20 protein-coding genes are annotated in these 21,407 nt (G+C 50.7%); 15 read left to right on the top strand and 5 right to left on the bottom strand.

Going from position 1 to position 21,407, the window contains the following annotated elements; genetic code table 11:
* Positions 1–16: 16 nt before the first annotated feature.
* Both JOD01_RS15190 and JOD01_RS15185 read right to left on the bottom strand, forming a co-directional pair.
* Positions 17–1,345 (bottom strand): MFS transporter, encoded by a 1,329-nt coding sequence (locus tag JOD01_RS15190; RefSeq protein WP_204519162.1) that lies wholly within the window; start codon positions 1,343–1,345, stop codon positions 17–19.
* Between the two features lie 175 nt (positions 1,346–1,520).
* Positions 1,521–2,435 carry a flagellar hook capping FlgD N-terminal domain-containing protein gene (locus tag JOD01_RS15185; protein ID WP_204519161.1) on the bottom strand — a complete coding sequence of 305 codons (915 nt, stop codon included), beginning with the start codon at positions 2,433–2,435 and terminating at the stop codon, positions 1,521–1,523.
* 173 nt (positions 2,436–2,608) lie between these two features.
* On the opposite strand from JOD01_RS15185, the gene uvrB reads away from it, so the two are divergent.
* From uvrB to hisIE, 15 genes are all read left to right on the top strand, one after another.
* On the top strand, positions 2,609–4,585 hold the full coding sequence (uvrB, locus tag JOD01_RS15180; protein WP_204519160.1) for an excinuclease ABC subunit UvrB: 1,977 nt from the start codon (positions 2,609–2,611) through the stop codon (positions 4,583–4,585).
* Positions 4,586–4,601: 16 nt separating this feature from the next.
* Entirely contained in the window at positions 4,602–7,469 is a 2,868-nt protein-coding gene (gene uvrA, locus JOD01_RS15175) for an excinuclease ABC subunit UvrA (protein WP_204519159.1), read from the top strand.
* A 25-nt stretch (positions 7,470–7,494) separates the two neighbouring features.
* Positions 7,495–8,136, top strand: a complete 642-nt coding sequence (locus JOD01_RS15170; protein WP_204519158.1) for an HD domain-containing protein — start codon at positions 7,495–7,497, stop codon at positions 8,134–8,136.
* A gap of 12 nt (positions 8,137–8,148) precedes the next feature.
* On the top strand, positions 8,149–8,508 hold the full coding sequence (locus JOD01_RS15165) for a phage holin family protein (RefSeq protein ID WP_204519157.1): 360 nt from the start codon (positions 8,149–8,151) through the stop codon (positions 8,506–8,508).
* A 148-nt stretch (positions 8,509–8,656) separates the two neighbouring features.
* Positions 8,657–9,589: an HPr(Ser) kinase/phosphatase gene (gene hprK, locus JOD01_RS15160; RefSeq protein ID WP_204519156.1), complete on the top strand. Its 933-nt coding sequence runs from the start codon at positions 8,657–8,659 to the stop codon at positions 9,587–9,589.
* Positions 9,590–9,605: 16 nt separating this feature from the next.
* The gene (locus JOD01_RS15155) at positions 9,606–10,100 is read left to right on the top strand and encodes an acyltransferase (RefSeq protein WP_204519155.1); all 495 of its coding nucleotides are present in this window, start codon (positions 9,606–9,608) and stop codon (positions 10,098–10,100) included.
* Between the two features lie 108 nt (positions 10,101–10,208).
* On the top strand, positions 10,209–10,892 hold the full coding sequence (locus tag JOD01_RS15150; protein ID WP_204519154.1) for a hypothetical protein: 684 nt from the start codon (positions 10,209–10,211) through the stop codon (positions 10,890–10,892).
* A gap of 192 nt (positions 10,893–11,084) precedes the next feature.
* Positions 11,085–12,260 (top strand): ATP phosphoribosyltransferase regulatory subunit, encoded by a 1,176-nt coding sequence (locus tag JOD01_RS15145; protein WP_204519153.1) that lies wholly within the window; start codon positions 11,085–11,087, stop codon positions 12,258–12,260.
* Complete coding sequence (gene hisG, locus JOD01_RS15140; RefSeq protein ID WP_204519152.1) at positions 12,260–12,910, top strand: ATP phosphoribosyltransferase; 651 nt, start codon at positions 12,260–12,262, stop codon at positions 12,908–12,910. Before JOD01_RS15145 ends, hisG begins: the two co-directional genes overlap by 1 nt.
* Positions 12,911–12,934: 24 nt before the next feature.
* Positions 12,935–14,236, top strand: coding sequence for a histidinol dehydrogenase (gene hisD, locus JOD01_RS15135; RefSeq protein ID WP_239565485.1), 1,302 nt, complete (start codon positions 12,935–12,937; stop codon positions 14,234–14,236).
* Between the two features lies 1 nt (position 14,237).
* Complete coding sequence (gene hisB / locus JOD01_RS15130; RefSeq protein WP_204519151.1) at positions 14,238–14,834, top strand: imidazoleglycerol-phosphate dehydratase HisB; 597 nt, start codon at positions 14,238–14,240, stop codon at positions 14,832–14,834.
* 1 nt (position 14,835) lies between these two features.
* Entirely contained in the window at positions 14,836–15,456 is a 621-nt protein-coding gene (gene hisH / locus JOD01_RS15125) for an imidazole glycerol phosphate synthase subunit HisH (RefSeq protein ID WP_204519150.1), read from the top strand.
* A complete protein-coding gene (gene hisA, locus JOD01_RS15120; protein ID WP_204519149.1) occupies positions 15,453–16,190 on the top strand; it encodes a 1-(5-phosphoribosyl)-5-[(5-phosphoribosylamino)methylideneamino]imidazole-4-carboxamide isomerase in 738 nt (245 codons plus the stop codon). The genes hisH and hisA overlap by 4 nt, the downstream gene beginning before the upstream one ends.
* Before the next feature lie 3 nt (positions 16,191–16,193).
* Positions 16,194–16,952, top strand: coding sequence for an imidazole glycerol phosphate synthase subunit HisF (hisF, locus tag JOD01_RS15115; protein WP_204519148.1), 759 nt, complete (start codon positions 16,194–16,196; stop codon positions 16,950–16,952).
* On the top strand, positions 16,949–17,602 hold the full coding sequence (gene hisIE, locus JOD01_RS15110) for a bifunctional phosphoribosyl-AMP cyclohydrolase/phosphoribosyl-ATP diphosphatase HisIE (RefSeq protein WP_204519147.1): 654 nt from the start codon (positions 16,949–16,951) through the stop codon (positions 17,600–17,602). Before hisF ends, hisIE begins: the two co-directional genes overlap by 4 nt.
* Before the next feature lie 67 nt (positions 17,603–17,669).
* On the opposite strand, the gene JOD01_RS15105 is transcribed toward hisIE, so the two are convergent.
* The 3 genes from JOD01_RS15105 to JOD01_RS15095 form a co-directional block, all read right to left on the bottom strand.
* Entirely contained in the window at positions 17,670–18,695 is a 1,026-nt protein-coding gene (locus JOD01_RS15105; RefSeq protein WP_204519146.1) for an NADH:flavin oxidoreductase/NADH oxidase, read from the bottom strand.
* Positions 18,696–18,842: 147 nt separating this feature from the next.
* Positions 18,843–20,330: an aldehyde dehydrogenase family protein gene (locus JOD01_RS15100; protein WP_204519145.1), complete on the bottom strand. Its 1,488-nt coding sequence runs from the start codon at positions 20,328–20,330 to the stop codon at positions 18,843–18,845.
* A 207-nt stretch (positions 20,331–20,537) separates the two neighbouring features.
* On the bottom strand, positions 20,538–20,795 hold the full coding sequence (locus JOD01_RS15095; RefSeq protein ID WP_204519144.1) for a hypothetical protein: 258 nt from the start codon (positions 20,793–20,795) through the stop codon (positions 20,538–20,540).
* Positions 20,796–21,407: the final 612 nt, after the last annotated feature.

Genomic DNA, 21,407 nt, shown 5'->3' with positions numbered 1-21,407 from the left:
CGGGGTTTTTTGTTTGTTATGTTTGGTCCGCTTCGGCGCCCGTCGTTTCCCGAATGAAAAAGGAAGAAGCGAACGCAACCAGACTGGCGATCAACCCATACAGGAACAAGGAATGAATGCCGACAAAGAAGTCAGCCGCTTTGGTAAAGAACACGCCCATAATAATGACTCCGATGGCAGTCCCGATATTGCGTGCGAACATTTGCAAAGAAGTAGAAATCCCCTTGAGGTGCGGATCAACCAATTGTTGCGAACCGATGGTCGTCACGGTTGTTAACAGACCAAAAGCCATCCCTTGCACAATCATCACGACAAACACGTACCAGAATCCTTTGCCTTCATCGAGGAAGAACAGAATAATTCCTGAGAGGACCAGCAAAACATTGGCCAGGATGATTAACGGCCGGTAACCATAGCGCAAAATCCATTTTCCCGCCGGTACCGCTACGGACATCCAGCCGATCGAACTCCCCAGCAAAGATACCCCGCTGACAAACGTGGAATAGCCTTCCTGCTGCAGAAACAGCGGCACATAGCTGGAAGTCCCAAACAGAGCGACACACGACAAAAAGGAATTGGCTAACATCCAGGCAACGGCCCGATTATGAAACAGTCGCATCGGCATGATCGGGGCCGGATGACGGCGTTCATAGACAAAAAACAGCAGCAAAAAGATAATTCCGAGCACAGCGTAGAGCACCTGTTGACTGCTCACGACCGTCGTCAGCAAAATCAGACTAACTCCGATGGCAAACAGCACGGTTCCAAGATAATCAATGGCCGATTTTTTGGGTTCATACACTTCCTTGTAAGGCATAAGCAGCAGCAATGAGATGATGCAGATGGGGATATTGATATAAAAAATCCAACGCCAGCTAAGCACTTCGACAAAAACAGAACCGAGCAGCGGAGCGAGAATCGCCGATAAGCCCCACATCGCGGAAAACAGAGCCTGAATTTTGCCGCGTTGGCTGACCGAAAACAGGTCGCCGGCGATAATAGCGGGAAACGGCATCAAAATTCCCGCTCCGACACCTTGAACAGCGCGGAAAATGACCAGCTGCAGCATCGTATTCGAATACCCGCACAAAAAGGAACCGATCAGAAATAAGATCAACCCGAGCCCAAACACTTTCTTACGGCCAAAGATGTCGGAAATTCTTCCGGCAATCGGCGAGACAACCGTTGAGACGATCATGTAGGAAGCGAAGCTCCAGGCATACAGTTCAAAGCCACCCAATTCTTTGCTGATAATCGGCATAGTAGTGTTGATAATCGTTGTATCCATGGAGCTGACAAGCATCGCCAGCACAATGCTGGCCATAATGGAGATTCTTGCGTTCATCAATGAATACCTCATTTTCTTTTTTAACTTAATTGTATCGTAAGTATAAAATACACCTGGCCGCTTGTAAACTCTCTTGTTTTTGCGAAGCAAACAGAAAAAAAGCTTACATCAGCAACAATCGACGTTTGTCATTGCTAGTGTAAGCTTGTGGCCAGACTTTTATTTCATTCCGTCAATTGGCGGATTCCAAACCGATTACAGCGCTGGGCGAAATGCGGGCGCCGTTGTCCAGCACGAGTTCAACCATGTCGTTTTTCATGCTGATCGCATTGATCGCCGCGGTCTCTTCTTGCTTCGTCGTGCTGCCGTCGGAATTGGTAATTTCATTCATATAGGTAGCAAGGTATCCGACTAACTGAGCGTATTGCATGGCATTGTTGACCTGCGTATCCGATTGGATGGTTAATCCGTTGATTGCGTCCGCGGTTACAGTCTCGCCGTTATCCAGTTGATAGGAAAGTTGCCCGTTTTTCAGTTCAATGCCGCTGATGACGGCCTCTTTCGTTTCATAGGAGGTCGTCACATCGTCGGTAGTGGAAGAATCATTGTCGGCATCCACGGTAGTCGCGGTTTGATAGCTGATCCGCTGGCCAATCATCTGCATCGACTGGATCGCATTGTTGACCAGGCTGCCGTTGCTCATACCGGTTGATTCCAACCCTTTGATATTTTCTTTCGCGACAGTGTCCTCGCCGATAGTAAAGAAAATGTCGCCGTCGTCCATTTTCACGCTGCTGATCGTACCGGTTTTCTCCTCTTTGCTGCCGTCGGAGTAGGTTACTTCGTAAGTGGCGGTTTTTCCGATCAGGCTTTCATACTCTTTCACATTCAGCAGATTGCTGTTGGAATCTTTCACGATCGTTTCGATGTTGGTCAACCGTTCGACCATCGTCATCAGCGCCGTCTGCTCCACAAATTGCGAGTTGTCCATCGGGGACAGCGGGTCCTGGTTTTTCAGCTGTTCAATCATTAATTTGAGAAATGATTGATTATCAAAAGTGTCGGTTGTATATTCCTTCTGATTTTTATATTGTTTGCTTTCCGGTATATAAGGGGTAGTGCTGGTGCTGTTTACAGAATCGGCCATCTCCGGGTTCCTCCCCATTGTATGCTGCGTCTGTTGAATGCAGACTTGTGTTCCTTCTCTATATCGGAAAAATGCATGAAACACATGAGACAAACATTTGTTCGAATTCCAGGCTTATTTTTTTGATGATTGTGATATAATGTTGAGGAATAGGAACAAGGAGGAACGGCCAAATGGATAGGTTTCAATTGGTTTCCGAATACCAGCCTTCTGGAGACCAGCCAACCGCTATTGAACAGTTGACCGCAGGGGTGCTTGCCGGCAAACGGCATCAAACTTTGCTGGGGGCAACGGGAACAGGGAAAACCTTCACGATGGCACAGGTCATCGCCCGTGTCAATAAACCCACCCTGGTCATGGCCCACAACAAAACTTTGGCGGCGCAATTAGCTGCCGAGTTTCGCGAGTTTTTCCCCCAAAATGCGGTCGAATACTTTGTCAGCTACTACGATTACTACCAACCGGAAGCATATATCCCGCAATCCGATACTTATATTGAAAAAGATGCGAGCATCAATGATGAAATTGACAAGCTGCGCCACTCGGCGACGAGCGCCTTGTTTGAACGGCGCGATGTCATAATCGTCGCCTCGGTTTCCTGCATCTACGGCTTGGGTTCTCCCGAGGAATACAAGAACCTGCTGTTGTCATTGCGGGTCGGCATGGAAAAAGGACGGGACGAGATTTTGCATCGGCTTGTCGATATTCAGTACAATCGCAATGATATTAACTTCACGCGTGGGACGTTCCGCGTACGCGGCGATGTCGTGGAAATTTTCCCTGCGTCTCGCAGCGAGCAAGCGATTCGCGTGGAGTTTTTTGGCGATGAAATTGAACGGATTACCGAAATTGATGTGTTGACCGGAGAAATTTTGGGAACGCGCGACCATGTGGCGATTTTTCCTGCGTCCCACTATGTAACCGGTGAGGAAAAGATGAGGCTGGCCATCGCCAGTATTGAAGCGGAACTGGAGGAACGGCTGGCTGAACTGCGCGATGCCGGGAAACTGCTGGAGGCACAGCGGTTGGAGCAAAGAACGCGCTATGACCTGGAAATGATGCGGGAGATGGGGTTTTGCTCCGGGATTGAAAACTACTCCCGCCATTTGACTGGACTGCCGCCTGGTCATCCGCCCTATACGTTGCTGGACTTTTTCCCGGATGATTTTCTGCTGATCGTCGACGAATCGCACATGACCTTGCCGCAAGTGCGGGGCATGTACAACGGCGACCGCGCCCGCAAAGATGTGCTGGTGGAGCATGGATTCCGTTTGCCGTCCGCCCGCGATAACCGTCCGCTTACCTTTGAAGAATTTGCAAACAAAGTCCGCCAGGCGATTTACGTTTCGGCAACACCGGGACCTTATGAGCTTGAACATACGCCGGAAATGGTTGAACAAGTGATTCGCCCAACCGGCCTGATTGACCCTACGATCTCGGTACGGCCGATCAAAGGCCAAATCGATGACCTGATTGGCGAAATTCAAGCGACGATCGCCAAGGATGAACGGGTGCTGGTGACCACTTTGACGAAGAAAATGGCCGAGGATTTGACCGATTACTTGAAGGAGATCGGGATTAAGGTGCGTTACTTGCATTCCGACATCAAAACGATCGAACGGATGCAAATTCTCCGCTCCTTGCGCTTGGGCGAGTTTGATGTGCTTATTGGCATCAATTTGCTGCGGGAAGGGCTCGATTTGCCGGAGGTATCGCTGGTCGCGATTCTCGATGCAGACAAGGAGGGCTTCCTGCGAAACGAGCGCTCGCTGATTCAGACAATCGGCCGCGCCGCCCGGAATGCCGAAGGTCGGGTCATCATGTACGCTGATAAAATGACCGATTCGATGGCGGCGGCGATTCGCGAGACGGAGAGACGGCGCGCCATTCAGACCGCTTACAATGAAAAACACGGCATTACTCCGCAAACGGTGAAGAAGGCGGTGCGCGAGGTGATCGAGGCCACCCGTGTCGCCGAGGAGAAAGCGGATTATTTGCCGCATGCCGAATTCAAGAAGATGCCGAAAAAAGATCGCTTGCAGGTGATCGAACGAATGGAAGAAGAGATGAAGGAAGCAGCACGAAACCTGATGTTCGAACGCGCGGCCGAATTGCGCGACCTGATTTTGGAATTGAAAGCCGAACTTTAAGGAGAGGAACGAATCCATGCCACTTGAACATATCGTCGTTAAAGGGGCGCGTGCTCACAATTTAAAAAATATTGATGTGACGATTCCGCGTGACAAATTCGTCGTTTTGACCGGTTTGTCCGGATCGGGTAAATCGTCATTGGCGTTTGATACAATCTATGCCGAAGGCCAGCGACGTTATGTCGAATCGTTGTCCGCCTATGCCAGACAATTTTTGGGACAAATGGACAAACCGGACGTTGACTCGATTGAAGGACTGTCGCCGGCCATATCCATTGATCAAAAGACGACCAGCCGCAATCCGCGTTCAACGGTGGGCACGGTAACGGAAATTTATGACTATCTCCGGTTGTTGTACGCGAGAATCGGCAAGCCGGTATGTCCGGAGCATGGCATTGAGATTCAGTCGCAAACGATTGAACAAATGGTCGATCGCGTTCTGGATTATCCGGAGCGGACGCGTTTGCAAATTCTCGCTCCGCTGGTTCAGGGCCGCAAAGGAGAGCATGTCAAGCTGCTGGAGGATATTCGCAAGCAGGGCTTCGTTCGCGTGCGGGTTGACGGGGAGACTCGCGATCTGTCGGAAGAAATCAAGCTGGAGAAAAACAAAAAACACAGCATTGAAGTTGTAATTGACCGGATCGTCGTGAAACCGGATGCCCGAGCCCGGGTGGCTGATTCATTGGAGACCGCTTTGCGGCTTGCTGACGGAAAAGTGATTGTCGACATTATTGACCAGGAAGAACTGGTCTTCAGTGAAAAGCACGCCTGTCCGATTTGCGGTTTTTCGATCGGCGAGCTGGAACCGCGAATTTTCTCCTTCAATAGTCCGTTTGGCGCTTGTCCGGAATGTGATGGCCTTGGCATGAAGCTGGAAGTCGATCCCGAGCTGGTCGTGCCGGATGTGACCAAATCGCTTTCGGAAGGAGCGATCGCAGCCTGGGAGCCAAAATCATCGACATACTATCAGCAATTGCTGGAATCGGCTTGCCGCCATTTCGACATCCGCATGGATATTCCGTTTGAGGAATTGCCGGACGAACATGTGAAATTGCTGCTGTATGGCAGCGACGGCGAGAAAATCCAGTTCCGCTATGAAAACGAGTTTGGCCAGGTGCGGGAGGCCAATGTGCCGTTTGAAGGGATCGTTCCCAATTTGCAGCGCCGCCATCTGGAGACAAGCTCTGATTACATCCGGGAAACGATCGAAGATTATATGGCGCAAAAGGCTTGTCCGGTTTGCAAGGGGCAAAGGCTGCGCACGGAAAGCCTGGCTGTCAAGCTGAACGGGATCAATATCTCGGAATTGACCGATTTGTCGATTGTCGACGCGCGCAATTTTGTTGATACATTGGAACTGAATGAAAAGGATGCGAAAATCGCTGCCTTGATTTTGAAAGAAATTCAGGCCCGTTTGCAATTTTTGATCGATGTCGGACTTGATTACTTGACGTTGAGCCGGGCAGCGGGCACCCTTTCCGGGGGAGAAGCGCAGCGGATCAGGCTGGCCACGCAAATCGGCTCCAGCTTGATGGGAGTCTTGTATATTCTTGATGAGCCCAGCATCGGCCTCCATCAACGGGATAACGCCCGCCTGATCAAAACGCTGGAGCACATGACCAAACTGGGCAATACGCTGATTGTCGTGGAGCACGATGAAGATACGATGCTGGCTTGCGACTATATTATCGATATCGGGCCGGGAGCGGGGATTAACGGCGGACAAGTCGTAGCGGCCGGCACGCCGCAGGAAGTGATGCAAAGTCCCCACTCGTTGACGGGCGCTTATCTCAGCGGCCGCAAGTTTATTCCTGTTCCGCTGGAGCGACGGAAACCGACCGACAAGTGGATTACGGTGGAAGGTGCCAAAGAAAACAACCTGAAAAACGTCACCATGAAAGTTCCGCTCGGGTTGTTTGTGGCGGTGACTGGTGTATCGGGTTCCGGAAAAAGCACGCTGGTCAACGAAATTTTGCACAAAGCGCTGGCCCGCGATTTGAACGGCGCGAAAGCGAAACCGGGCAACTACCGCCGGATCAGCGGACTGGAGCATTTGGACAAGGTCATCGACATCGACCAATCGCCAATCGGCCGGACACCGCGGTCGAATCCGGCTACGTATACCGGCGTTTTTGATGACATTCGCGATTTGTTCGCTTCAACCAACGAAGCGAAAGTGCGCGGTTACAAAAAGGGACGATTCAGTTTCAACGTCAAAGGCGGACGCTGTGAAGCCTGCAGCGGCGACGGCATTATCAAGATCGAGATGCATTTCCTGCCGGATGTTTATGTTCCGTGCGAAGTCTGTCACGGCAAGAGATACAATCGGGAAACGCTGGAAGTCAAATACAAGGGGAAAAGTATCGCCGATGTGCTGGAGATGACGGTTGAAGATGCGCTGGAGTACTTCCGCAACTTGCCGAAAATTGAACGCAAGCTGCAAACATTGCTGGATGTTGGGCTTGGTTACGTCAAATTGGGGCAGCCGGCAACAACGCTGTCCGGCGGCGAGGCTCAGCGGGTAAAACTGGCTTCGGAATTGTATCGCCGCAGCTCTGGCCGCACTTTGTACATTCTCGATGAACCGACAACCGGTTTGCATGTGGATGACATCGATCGTTTGTTGAAAGTATTGCAGCGGTTGGTGGAAAACGGCGATACAGTATTGGTCATCGAGCATAATCTCGATGTCATTAAAACAGTCGACTATGTGATCGATCTCGGTCCGGAGGGAGGAACCCGCGGCGGACAAATCATCGCAACCGGTACGCCGGAGGAGATCGCCAAAGCGGAACTGTCGTACACCGGTCGCTTTTTGGGGCCGGTTCTCGAACGGGATCGGGCGCGGACGGAAGCGCGAATGAATGAACTGATCTCCAAATAAACCGCGAAGCGAGCGAGGGGATACGATGACTGGATGGCAGCATTATGGGGAAACGCTGCAAGCTGCTTTGCCGAACAAGTTGCTGGCGCAAGCGAAGCGTTATTTTGATGGGCAGGACCCGGCGCATGACTGGTACCATAACTGGCGGGTGATGGTTCTTTGTGAGCGGATCGGCCAGGAAGAAGGCGCCGATATGGAAGTGCTGCGTTTGGCGGCTTTGCTTCACGACATCGGTCGCGCCGAAGAACGACGGACCGGTGAGTGTCATGCGGAAATCAGCGCGCGGGAAGCGGGGGGTTTATTAAAGAGCGAAGGTTACGGCGAAGCGTTGATCGCAACGGTGCAAAAAGCGATCTTGACGCATCGCTATCGCAAACAAAACCCGCCCGCCACCCTCGAGGAGCGAATCTTGTTTGACGCCGACAAGCTTGATTCCATCGGGGCGATTGGCGTGGCCAGGGCCTTTGCCTATTCCGGAGTGCTTGGCCAGCCGCTGCAATCGGATCAGCCGGATCAACATACGCCAGAACGGGAATTCCGCCGAAAACTGGTTACGATTAAGGAACGGCTGTTTACCCCGACAGCGAAACAGATTGCTGCGGAACGACACCGTTACATGGTGGAGTTTTTCGAACGCTGGCAGAAAGAGCTGCTCGGGGTTTACTAGGGGGAGAGAGAAATGGTTCGTTGGCTGATTCGGCTTTTGCTGAACGGGATCGCTTTGCTGTTTATCAGTTATGTGTTTGAAAACATCCGGATTGAGAGTTATGGCGTCGCCATCGTTGCGGCGTTTCTTCTCGGGCTGGTCAATACGCTGGTGCGGCCGATCATCCGTTTGTTGACCTTGCCGCTCAGGATGATGACATTGGGGCTGTTTTCCTTCGTGATTAATGCGATCACCTTTGCGTTGACTGCCGCACTGGTGGATGGCTTCGAACTGGGGGATTGGCCGCAATCGATTGTTACCACGATTTTGGCAGCGATTTTTATGAGCCTGTTGAGCAGGATGATCGACTTTATTGTGGGACGAAAACAATAGCGGAAGCGTGAAATTGGCGAAGAGGAGCTGCCGACAGAAATCGGCGGCTCCTTTTTCATGCAGAACAGTTGTCGTGAGCAAGGCGATTTCGATAGAATGAAGAAAACAAACCGCACAGAATCCAACACCCGCGAGAAAGGGGACAAACATGCGTAAGACAAAAGTGAGCCACGTCGTTGAACATTTCCATATGAAGGTGCTTAGCGGTGAAGAGGGCTTGGGCAGGGAAATTGCCGTAACCGATTTAAGTCGTCCCGGGTTGCAGTTGGCGGGCTACTTTTCCTACTATCCGGCCGACCGAATTCAATTGCTTGGCTTGACGGAAGTGAAGTTCTTTGAGACTCTCTCTCGCGAAGATCGCTTGCAGCGAATCGAATATTTGATGGCGGATGAAACACCCTGCATTGTTATCTCCCGCAACTTGCCGGTTGCCGAAGAGATTTTGCAAGTGTCTGAGAAAAAGCAAGTGCCTGTGTTGCAATCCCCGTTGGCCACCACGACGTTGGTCAGCAAGTTGACCAACTTCCTGGAGAATCGGTTGGCTCCCACTACGACGATTCACGGTGTTCTCACCGACATTTACGGCGTAGGGGTGTTAATCTTGGGAGCAAGCGGCATCGGAAAAAGTGAAGCGGCTTTGGAATTGGTCAAGCGCGGTCATCGGCTGGTGGCTGACGACGCGGTCGAGATTCGCCAAACACAAGGGGGACAACTGGTGGGCAGCGCTCCCGAATTGATTCAGCATTTGTTGGAAATCCGCGGGGTCGGGATTATCAACGTCATGACCATGTTTGGCGCAGGAGCGGTCCGCAGTATGAAAAATATTGCCATGGTCGTGCAACTTGAATTGTGGGAGCAACGCAAACAATACGAGCGTCTCGGACTGGATGAAGAGAAAATCAAAATTATGGATACGGAAATACCGATTATTACTATACCCGTCAGACCTGGGCGGAACCTTGCCGTGATCATTGAAGTGGCGGCGATGAATTTCCGGCTGAAGCGAATGGGCTTCAATGCAGCGGTCCACTTTACCCAAAGACAAGCTGAAGCGATTGAGGATAGCGACTCCGAACTGTAGAACAGGAGCAGTGCAGATGAGACAAACGAAAAGATACACCGTAAAGGGAGCCAATCCGCTGTGGCAGCTTTATCGCACCGTCAGTTTCTGGAAAGTGGTCAAAAACTTTGCGATCATACAAATCGCCCGTTATACACCGTTTCCTTCCTTAAAAAATTGGCTGTATCGGACATTTCTGCGAATGGAAGTAGGGGAGCATACAGCTGTGGCCCTGATGGTGATGATGGACATTATGTTCCCTGAACTGATCAAGATTGGCAGGAATTCGGTGATCGGCTACAACACGACGATCTTGGCGCATGAATATCTTGTGGAGGAATACCGATTGGGCGAAGTACGCATCGGGGACCGCGTTTTGATCGGTGCCAATTCTACGATTTTGCCGGGGGTGACGATCGGCGACGGGGCCATTGTCGCAGCAGGTACTGTCGTACACAAGGATGTGCCGGCCGGAGCGTTCGTCGGCGGCAACCCGATGCAGGTGATTCGTCAAGGAGATTCGGCACAGTAGCCAGGCTTGCGATACAACAGGAAGCGGAAGTGTTGTAGCCAGGAAAGTTTTGTCGTAAAATGGCAGTGTTTCAGAAAAAATGGCAGAAGGATGAAAGCGGAGGTTGGCATGAAAATTTGGTTTAAGGCATTATTGGTGATGGCGTTGCTCATTGGTACGGCGGTTTCGCCGGCATTTGCCGCCAGCAGCACCGGTAAGCTCACCGTCAAGTTGTCGACGGATTCAAACAAGAAAGTGTTTAATTTGGGAGATACGATTGAGCTGGAAGCAGCCTCTACCAAGAAAAGCGATCAGTTTACCGCCGGTTTTACCGTAAATGGCGATGCAGATGTGATCGAAGCCACCCATGAAATCTCGGGGAAAAAAGTCATTTCCACCGGTTCGTTTACACCGGACAAAGTTGGCACTTACAAGATCCACTATGAAATCAGTGCCGTCGATGCCAAAGGGAAAACCTGGCTGGGCAAAGTGGACAAGGAGATCAAAGTAGAAGGGGCCAAAATCTCGCTGTCGGCCAGTCCGTTGACGGCCACGATGAAACAGGGAGATCAGCTGTATTTGTTGGTAAAATATCCGGTTACACAGATTGACACGGATCAGAAGACGGAACTTTCCAGCAACTATCCTGAACTGCTGGACGAGCTTCCTTTGGCTGACGAGGAACGAGATGGCTTTTATCAGAAGTTGTTCGTCTTTACCCCGAAAAAGAGCGGTTCGTATAAGCTGACCTTCACGGTAAACAATGAGACCAGTCAGGGAGAAACGACGGTTTCCATCAGCGTCAAAAAATAAACAAGGCATTCAGGCTGTCGAGATAAACGCTCGGCAGCTTTTTTTCCTCTTTGCCGAACAACTTTTGAGAGCGATTACTGGTTTGAAAAGTGCGACAATTCTTGTTATCGTTGACCCTATCCGTATTTAGTGATAATCTTCTACTAACATACTTTACTTTGTTAGCAGACTAAAGCGTAGCGGAGGGATACGATGTCTAAGCCGTTGGTGTTTGAAAAACCGTTGGGAATGCGAGATATTCTTCCAGATTCACTAGCCAAACAGCGCCATCTGGAGTTGAAGCTGCGACATTGTATTGAGAAGTGGGGATACGAAGAGATTTTGACTCCTTCATTGGAATATTTTGATACAGTTGGGGCAGCCAGCGCCACGTTGGCTGATCGCATGTTTAAACTTCTCGATAAACAGGGACAGACGGTTGTATTGCGTCCGGATATGACGGCGCCGATAGCCAGGGTTGTCTCTTCCTTATATAAAGATGTTCCACTGCCGATTCGTCTGTTTTACCAAGCCAATATTTTTCGGGCTCAGGAAAAAGAAGCCGGACGAAACGCCGAGTTTTTTCAGACAGGCGTCGAGCTGATCGGCGACGCTTCCGTCGATGCCGATGCCGAAATGATTGCATTGGCCATCTTTTGTCTGCAGTCCGTAAATGTTCCTTCCTTTCGCATTGCCATCGGTCATGTAGACTTTGCAGATGGCCTGTTGGAGGAAATTGTACCGGATGAACGAGCGCAAGCCAAGCTGCGCCAGTTTTTATCCGATCGCGATTTTGTCGGCTATCGCCATTTGACGGATTCGCTTGAGCTGGATGGGCGGTCGCGCCACCGCTTGCATGCACTGCTGCAGTTGCGCGGAGGAAAAGAAAAAATTGCAGAAGCCAGAGAACTGACCGTCAATGGAAAAGCGCGCAAGGCTGTCGAAACGATCGCGCTTTTGTGGGAAGCGCTGGAAGCATATGGCTTGACTGATTACGTCCTGCTCGATTTCCAATTGACCAGCCATTTGAATTACTATACGGGAGTTATTTTCGAAGGGTACGCGGCCGATCTTGGATCACCGCTGGTCAGCGGCGGACGGTATGATCAGCTGCTGGCCCAGTTTGGGCGTCCTGCTCCCGCTACCGGCTTCGGCATTAAAGTTGATCGACTGATGCAAGTGACTGCGGTCGACGTGCCGACATCGTCCAAAACGTTGTTGATTTATGGAGCAGCCAATCGTCAGGAAGCGCTTATGCGGGCGCAACAGATGCGCAGCGCAGGAGCGATCGTCGTGACCCGACTGCTTGAACATCGCGGTGAGCTTGCTGTTTGGCAAGAGCAGGCGGATTGGACCATAATTGATTTGACGGAGGAGAGGGAAGGCTGATGAAACAGACCGATAACCTGCAAAAACTCACCATCGCCATGCCCAAAGGACGCATATTTGAAGAGGCGGTCGGTTTTTTGCAAGAAGCAGGGTTGCAGATCACCAGTGATTTGGCAGAATCGCGAAAGCTGATTATCCCCGTGCCGGAAACCAACCTGCAATTCATTTTAGCCAAGCCTACCGATGTCGCGACGTACGTTGAATACGGGGTGGCCGATGTCGGAGTGGTCGGCAAAGATGTGCTGCTGGAGGAGGAACGGGATGTTTACGAACTGCTCGATTTGCAAATCGGCTATTGCCGCATGATGGTTGCCGGCTTGCCGGGCTGGAAGCCAACAGAATCGCCGCGGGTGGCCAGCAAATATCCGAAAATTGCTTCCCGTTACTTCCGGGAGCAAGGCCAGCAAGTAGAAGTGATTAAATTGAACGGTTCCGTCGAACTGGCTCCAATCATCGGCTTGGCCGACAGAATCGTCGATATCGTTTCCACCGGACAAACTTTGCGGGAAAATGGACTGATCGAATTGGAGCACATTTGTGAAATTACGACCCGGTTGATCGCCAACCGCGCCAGCTACCGGATGAAAAGCGAAGCGGTTGATGACATTGCCCAAAAGTTTTTGCAAGTCATCCCCCGCAATCAAAAGTAAAAAACGAGAAGAAGGAGTTCTGTTATGATTCAAATTGTCGATTCAGCCAATTTTTCCACCAAACGCAGCATTGAGAACGGCACAAAGGAACAACAGGAAGCGGTTCGCGAAATTCTGGCCAAAGTTAAAGCGGAGGGCGATGCAGCGCTCCGTTTCTATACAGAAAAATTTGATCGGGTAGCGTTGGAAGAATTTCGGGTGACAGAGGCTGAATGGGCAGAAGCCGAAGGGCTCGTGTCCAGAGAGGTCGCTGAAGCCTTGCGGGAAGCTGCCGATAATATTCGCGATTATCATCAACGGCAGGTGCGCCAGTCCTGGTTTACCACGGGGCCAAGCGGAACGATGCTGGGTCAGCTGGTTCGCCCGTTAAAGCGGGTAGGTCTTTATGTGCCTGGTGGTACGGCAGCTTACCCCTCATCGGTTTTGATGAATGCGATACCGGCCAAAATCGCCGGAGTGCCGGAAATTGTCATCACGACTCCCCCTGGACGTGACGGCAAAGTGAATCCGGCGATCCTGGTTGCGGCAAAAATTGCCGGTGTAACGGAAATTTACAAGGTTGGCGGTGCCCAAGCGATCGCCGCGCTAACATACGGTACGGAACAAATCGAAGCAGTGGACAAAATTATGGGGCCGGGCAATATTTTCGTGGCGTTGGCCAAACGCGAGGTGTTTGGCTTGGTCAGTATCGACATGGTTGCTGGTCCGAGTGAAATTGTCGTACTGGCTGACGATACAGCGGAACCGCGCTATGTTGCCGCCGATTTGCTGTCGCAGGCGGAACATGATCGGTTTGCGTCCGCTGTGCTGGTCACTCCATCGCGGAAGCTGGCGGAAGCGGTAGCGGCGGAAGTGGAGCGGCAGGTGGCCTTGCTGCCGCGGCGCGAAATTGCCGAAGCTTCACTCCGCAATCACGGAGCTATCTGTCTGGTCAAAGATTTACAGGAAGGCTTCGCCGTGGTCAATCGCCTGGCTCCCGAGCATTTGGAGCTGTTGATTGAAAATCCGATTGAACAACTCGGTCTTGTGGAAAATGCCGGAGCGATTTTCCTTGGTTCATACAGCTCGGAACCTGTCGGCGATTATTTTGCCGGAACCAACCACGTGATTCCGACCAACGGGACGGCACGCTTCTCGTCGCCGCTGTCAGTCGATGATTTTGTGAAAAAGTCCAGCGTGGTTTATTACAGCAAGGAAGATTTGCGAAACAACGGGAAGAAAATTATGGCGATCGCCGAGCAGGAAGGACTGTCCGCCCATGCGCGGGCCATTGGCGAGCGATTGGCCGATTTGGATAAACTCGAGCAAAAAAAGGAGAGAGATTGAGATGGAGAGACAGACCAGAACAGCGCAAGTAGACCGACGCACCAATGAAACGGACATTTCCCTCTCGTTTGCAATCGACGGGGAAGGCAGCAGCCAATTGCAAACCGAGGTTCATTTCCTGAATCATATGCTGGATCTGTTCGCCCGCCACGGCCATTTTGATTTGCAAGTTCGGGCAAAAGGAGATATCGAAATTGATTACCATCATACCGTAGAGGATATCGGAATATGCTTGGGGCAAGCTTTGCGGGAAGCGCTCGGCGACAAAAAAGGAATCAAACGCTACGGCAACGCCTTTGTGCCGATGGACGAAGCGCTGGCGCAAGTGGTCGTCGATTTGAGCAATCGGCCGCATTTTGAATACCGCGCGGAGTATCCTTCCGCACAAGTTGGGCAATTCCCGACAGAGCTCGTCCATGAGTTTTTATGGAAACTCGCGCTGGAAGCGAGAATGAACCTTCACGTTATCTTGCACTATGGCCAAAATACGCATCACATGATCGAAGCGATTTTCAAAGCGCTGGGTCGCGCTCTGGATGAAGCAACCTCGATTGATCCGCGTGTCAAAGGAGTCCCATCAACTAAAGGGGTTTTGTAATATGATTGGTATTCTCGATTATGGCATGGGCAATTTGTACAGCTTGAGCAAAGCGCTGGAACGGCTTGGCGTTGGTTATGACTTTGTTTCCGATGCTGCCGATTTAGCGAAATTCAACGGCATTTTGCTGCCTGGTGTCGGGGCTTTTACGGATGCGATGCGACAGATTGATCAATTGGGCTTGCGGGAGGCGATCAACGAGTATGCCGCAAGCGGCCGTCCTGTACTGGGGATTTGTCTGGGCATGCAGCTGTTGTTTGACAGCAGCGAAGAACACGCGCCCAATGACGGACTCCATTTGCTGGCGGGGGAAGCGATTCGCTTTCGCGGGGATTACAAGGTTCCGCATATGGGCTGGAATCAATTGACGCTCCAAAATCCAGACCATCCTTTGTTGAAGGGGGTTAGCGACGGCGATTACGTTTATTTTGTCCATTCCTACCATATCCGTGTAAAAGACCCTTCAGTGTTGCTGGCGACCGCTGATTATTACCAGGAGGTAACAGCGATCGTCGGCAGCAACAATATTTTTGGCATGCAGTTCCACCCCGAGAAGAGCGGGGAGACAGGGATGCGTTTGCTGCGTAACTTTGTGAACCTATGTAAGGAGGAAGGCCGATGAGCTTTACCATTTATCCGGCGATCGATATCCGGGGAGGTAAATGTGTGCGGCTGTTTCAGGGAGATTATGCACAGGAAACGGTTTATGCCGACTCTCCGCTGGAAATGGCCAAAAGCTGGGTCAATCAGGGCGCTGCCTGGCTTCATCTGGTTGATCTGGACGGGGCAAAAGCCGGAGAACCAGTCCATCTCGAGCTGATCAGTTCGATTGCCCGGTCGGTGGAGGTGCCGATTCAAGTTGGCGGCGGCATCCGCTCAGAGCAGGACATTGCTCGCTACCTGGAAGCGGGGGTATCCCGGGTGATTCTGGGAACGGCTGCTATCGAAGATCGCCGGTTTACACAAAAAGTATTGGGCTTATACGGAGCAAAAATCGCCATCGGTCTCGATTGCCGCGGCGGATATGTCGCTACCCGAGGCTGGCTGACGACAACCGATATCGCTGCGGTCGAGCTGGCCAAGCAGCTGGCGGAATTTGGCGCAGAAACGTTTATTTATACGGACATCGCGCGGGATGGGACTTTGACAGGACCCAATCTTGCCGAGATTGTCGGATTGGCCAAAGCAACCGGCAAACAGGTGATTGCATCCGGCGGTGTAAGTGTAACCGGGGATTTGCTTTCGTTGGCAGAGCATGAGGGCGACGGGGTAACGGGAGCGATTGTTGGCAAAGCGTTGTATACAGGGGCGATCGATTTGCAGCAAGCGATCCGCCAAATTGAGGAGAGTGTCTGATAAATGTTGGCCAAGCGGATTATTCCTTGCCTCGATGTAAAGGATGGACGAGTCGTCAAAGGCGTGCAGTTTCTCGGATTGCGAGATGCTGGCGATCCGGTCGAGCTGGCGGACAAGTACAGTCAGGAAGGAGCCGACGAGTTGGTCTTCCTGGACATTTCCGCTTCCCACGAAGGACGGAAGACGATGGTAGAGGTCATCGAGCGGACAGCGGCCAAGATTACCATTCCGTTTACCGTAGGCGGAGGGATCATCAGTACGGAAGATATGAAGCGAATATTGCGGGCAGGTGCAGATAAAATCTCGCTGAACACCGCAGCGGTGTTGCGTCCGGAATTGATCAGCGAAGGGGCGTCCATCTTTGGATCGCAATGCATGGTAGTGGCGATCGATGCCAGACGTGTCGCCGACGACAAATGGGAAGTGTATACGCACGGTGGACGCAATGCCACCGGCCTGGATGTGATTGCATGGGCGAAGCGGGCCGAGCAGCTGGGAGCCGGAGAAATTTTGCTGACCAGCATGGATGATGACGGCGAGAAGAAAGGATTTGGTCTTGCCCTTACCAAAGCGGTTTCCGAAGCGGTCGGCATTCCGGTGATTGCTTCTGGCGGAGCGGGAGCGGTCGAGCACTTTTATGAAGTGCTGAATGAAGGCAAGGCGGATGCGGCGCTGGCTGCTTCCATTTTTCATTATGAGGAAACCTCAATTGCTTCGGTGAAAAGTTACTTGATTGAGAAAGGGGTCGTGATTCGGCCATGACCGACAATATAGCGTGGGATCAACTTCGGTTTGGTCCAGACGGATTGATTCCGGCGGTGATTCAAGATGCCGTCAGCAAAGAAGTATTGACGCTTGCCTACATGAACCGGGAATCACTGGAGAAATCGTTGGCAACCGGGGAGACGTGGCTTTGGAGCCGCTCGCGTCAGGAACTTTGGCACAAAGGAGCTACTTCCGGGAATACTCAGCGGATTACGGCGATTTACTATGACTGCGACGGGGATGCTCTGGTCGTGCAAGTGATCCCGAATGGACCTGCTTGCCACAAGGGGACGTACAGCTGCTTTACGGAACAGCTTCCACTGTCGGGGCAAGAAACGGCAGAGGCAGTGGATCGCGGCAACGGTCAGCGCTTTGCCATTCTCAATGAGTTGGAAAAGCTGATCGCCGCGCGTGAGGCGGAAATGCCGGAAGGCTCCTATACTGCTTATCTCTTTGAGAAAGGCGTAGATAAAATCCTCAAAAAAGTGGGAGAAGAAGCCGGAGAAGTGATCATTGCCGCCAAAAACCGGAGTCACGAGGAACTTCGCTACGAGGCCGCCGATCTGTTGTTTCACTTGCTTGTTTTGCTGCGGGAGCAGAAGTTGCCGCTCGATCAGGTATTGCGCGAGCTGGAGAACAGAAGATAGGTTGAACATGGAAAAACGCCCTTCGCTTTCAAAAAGACGAAGGGCGTTTTGGTGCTGTCTCTTCGGTTTAGAACGCCACCTGATATTGTTTGGGCGCCGCTTCTTTGGCGCTGGTGGATACCGCTTGCAAGGCGTGCAGGGCCCAGTACGGGTCGCGCAGCATACCTCTGGCTACTGCCACCAGATCAGCGTCTCCGTTGGCGATAGTCGCCTCCGCCAGTTTCGGATCATCGAGAATTCCGACCGCAATGACCGGGACTTGCAGCGCCTGTTTGATTGCCCGCGCAAATGGCACCTGGTAGCCTGGATAATTGCCGGGTTTACGTTTGCCGGCAGGTCCTTCTCCGCCGGAGCTGACGTGGAACATATCGATGCCGGCTTCCTTATAACGTTTGCAGATCTCGATGCTATGATCCAGATCGTAGCCGCCGTCGATATATTCAACCGCCGAAACACGCATGATCAGTGGCATGTCAGCGGGGATGACGCTTTTGATCGCTTTTGTTACTTCAACGCCGAACAGGGCCAGGTCTTTGCCGTATTCGTCCTGTCTGTTGTTGATCGCTGGTGAGTGGAACTGATGGATTAAATAGCCATGGGCACCGTGAATTTCGATCGTATCCACGCCGGCTTCCACCGCTCTTCTGGCAGCCTCTTTGAATTTCTCTACCATTTGCTTTACTTCCGCTGTGGTTAGGGCGCGAGGTTTTTTCGCATTTGCGTCGACCGGAATATCAGAAGGACCGACCGGCACGGCGGCGTCTTCCGCTTTTCTCCCGGCGTGAGCAATTTGGATCGCCGTTTTTGCGCCATATTTTTTGATTTCAGAAATGATCCGGGCAAATGCCGGCGTATGTTCATCTGACCAAAGTCCCAGATCAAAATCGGTGATTCGGCCATCCGGCTCCACATCGGTCATCTCGATAATAATGAGGCCGGTGCCGCCAACTGCTCTCGATACATAATGAACGAAATGCCAGTCCGTCGGCTTTCCATCTTTTGCTTCCACCGAGTATTGGCACATCGGCGGCATGACAATCCGGTTTTTCAACTCCAACCCTTTTAACGTAAAAGGTTCGGCTAAATATGCCATCGTGAAACCCTCCTATCGCAATATGTATGGTTTATTTTGTGCTTATTATACCCATAATCACTTACATAATGAAAGCAATGAGGTGCTTTGAAGTGCGCACAGTAAAACAAGGAGGAAGTCTTTCCTCCTTGTTTCATCTGATTTGTGTTATTCAGGAATGTAAGGCAATTCGCCCACTTTTGGAATGTTAATGACATGTGTTTCAACGTAACCGAGCAAACCTTCGGCACCGTATTCGCGGCCGATTCCGGATTGTTTCACGCCGCCAAACGGGAAGCGGACATCCAGTCCTTGCACGGCAGCGGTATTAATCATCGTCGTTCCGGCTTCGATCCGCCGCGCGACACGGATCGCATGCTCCTCGTTTCCCCAAACGGAGCTGGTCAGACCATAGATGCTGTTGTTCGCCAAGGCGATGGCCTGTTCGTCATCATCGAAAGGCAGGATAGGCAATGTCGGTCCGAATTGTTCCTCCACGACGATGGGATCATTGTAATCAACGCCGAGCACCAAAGTAGGCTGCATAAAGTAGCCCTTGTCAAACAGCTCGGGAGAAAGCACACGGCCCAGTGGAATAACTTTGGCTCCGCGTTTTTTCGCATCATCGATCAGGCTTTGCACAAATTTGACTTGTCCGGCATTGTTTACGGCCCCAATGGTTACATCCGGATGGAACGGGTCGCCGACGCGAATCCATTTGTTCGCTGCCTCCACATATTTTTCTACGAATTGATCAAAAATGGAGCGATGGACATAAACGCGTTTGGCGATCATGCAAATTTGGCCGGCGGTGAGGAAGTTGGCGATAACCATCCGACGCATGGCGCGCTCATCATTCACGTCAAAGTCATCGAGAACGATGGCGGCATCGTTTCCCCCCAATTCCAGCGTCATGTTTTTTATCGTATCGGAGGCTGCCTTGATAATCGACTTGGCTGTTTTGGTTCCTCCGGTAAAGGCGATTTTGCCGACTTTCGGGTTTGTGGTTAATTCTACGCCCACTTCTGCATCTCCATGGACCATGTTGAGAACTCCCGCCGGGAATTCTTCGGCAATTAATTCGATTACTTTGCTAACCGCTAACGGCGCAAACGGGCTTGGTTTCAATATCATTGTGTTTCCGGTCAACAAAGCCGGTGCTATTTTGATTGTCGAAAGGGAAATCGGGTAGTTCCACGGAGTGATGGCAGATACGACGCCAATTGGATCATAAGTAGTGATCGTTTTGCCATTTTCGTGTTCTTGGACTTTATCCTGGAGGATGTCCACGGCGGTCTGACAGGCATGCTCCATCCACATGATCGAAACAGCAAATTCACCTTCAGCATCGTAAAGGGCTTTACCATGTTCGCGGGAGAGCAATTTTGCCAATTCCGGTGTAGCTGCTTTCAATTTGGCGATAGCCCGTTGCATCCGGTCGATGCGTTCTTTTAATGGAGTTGCTGCCCATGCCGGAAATGCCGCAGCGGCGGCATCAATAGCTGCGACAGTTTCCTCGCGTGTATTCAGCGGACCGTATCCGACGATTTCGCTTGGATTGGCCGGATTCTCGCGGGGATAGAGTTTGTCGGTGGTTACTTTGGTACCGTTTATGATCGCTTGGACGACAATGGGTTCATTTGTATAGTTTTTCATTTAAAAAACTCCTTCAGTGAGTATATTTTGTATATTTACTAACATTTTTTCTTTATAATAAAATTGTTACAAAAATGTGTCAATCGTTAAAGTGTTTTTTATGATACAAGGCACTGGGGATGGTTGCAAGGTTTAAAAGAACTTGCCGCTTTGCGGCTTGAGTTTATTTGTCCTAAAGCATCAGTGATTATCGGGATCAGCAATGGATCAGGGCCGATGATCGTTAACCGGATTCTCCGGGATAAAAACCCAAGACAGTCTGTTCTCACTTACTGTATTAAATGATGCTGACTGAACATCGGTAGTTGGATAGTTGAGAACGGGACTTTGCCAAACCGAAAACAGGGAAGGGCTTTTATAGACGTGCACATCATCCTTACTGTCATGAGTAAGGGCATTTGCCGAACCGGCAAAGCCGAGAGAAGCAACGATTGTCGTTGTAGCGATAATAGCTTGGAATTTCATTTTCTAAACACCTCTGTTCGTTTTTTTGCAAAAGAGATTTTCAGCATGGTGACGGACTGTTGTTCAATACCATGTTAATTTTTTCTGTCAAACTGATATTATGGCGTATTGATATGACTGTCAATACTTTATAAATATAAAAGTTTAATTTGTTATCAAACAGATTTGGAATCTTTCAAATGGGGGAGCCGCAACTATCATCTATATGCCGCAACTATCATCTATATATGGAAGAGAAGATATGTGGCCCTTCCTTCGGGCGAAACACGGAGTCGTCGTTGGGAGTGCGGTTATTACTCAGAGCATAAACACTTTGTCTTCAGTCTGAATTGTTCAATTGTTTATCTGATTTTGTATATACTATTGATTTATAGTAGTGTGATATGTTATATTGCACTACGGAGCTTTTGCATGAGGATTTAGTGGTTGTTTCTTGCAACTGCGATTTTAAATGAAATTATCTATTGACAGTAGTTTTTAGTTGTGATATATTTAATCTTGTTCTTTTGAAGTGTTGTTAAAAATGTTCTTTGAAAACTGAACAGCGAAACGTTTGAAGTGATCAAATCACAAGCCAAGCAATTTCTTTTTGAACCAAAGATCAACACTTAA

Source organism: Brevibacillus fulvus (assembly GCF_016908525.1).
Taxonomy (GTDB): domain Bacteria; phylum Bacillota; class Bacilli; order Brevibacillales; family Brevibacillaceae; genus Brevibacillus_G; species Brevibacillus_G fulvus.
The sequence above is the reverse complement of the archived record's forward strand: the minus strand, read 5'-3'. Positions and strand labels throughout refer to the sequence as shown.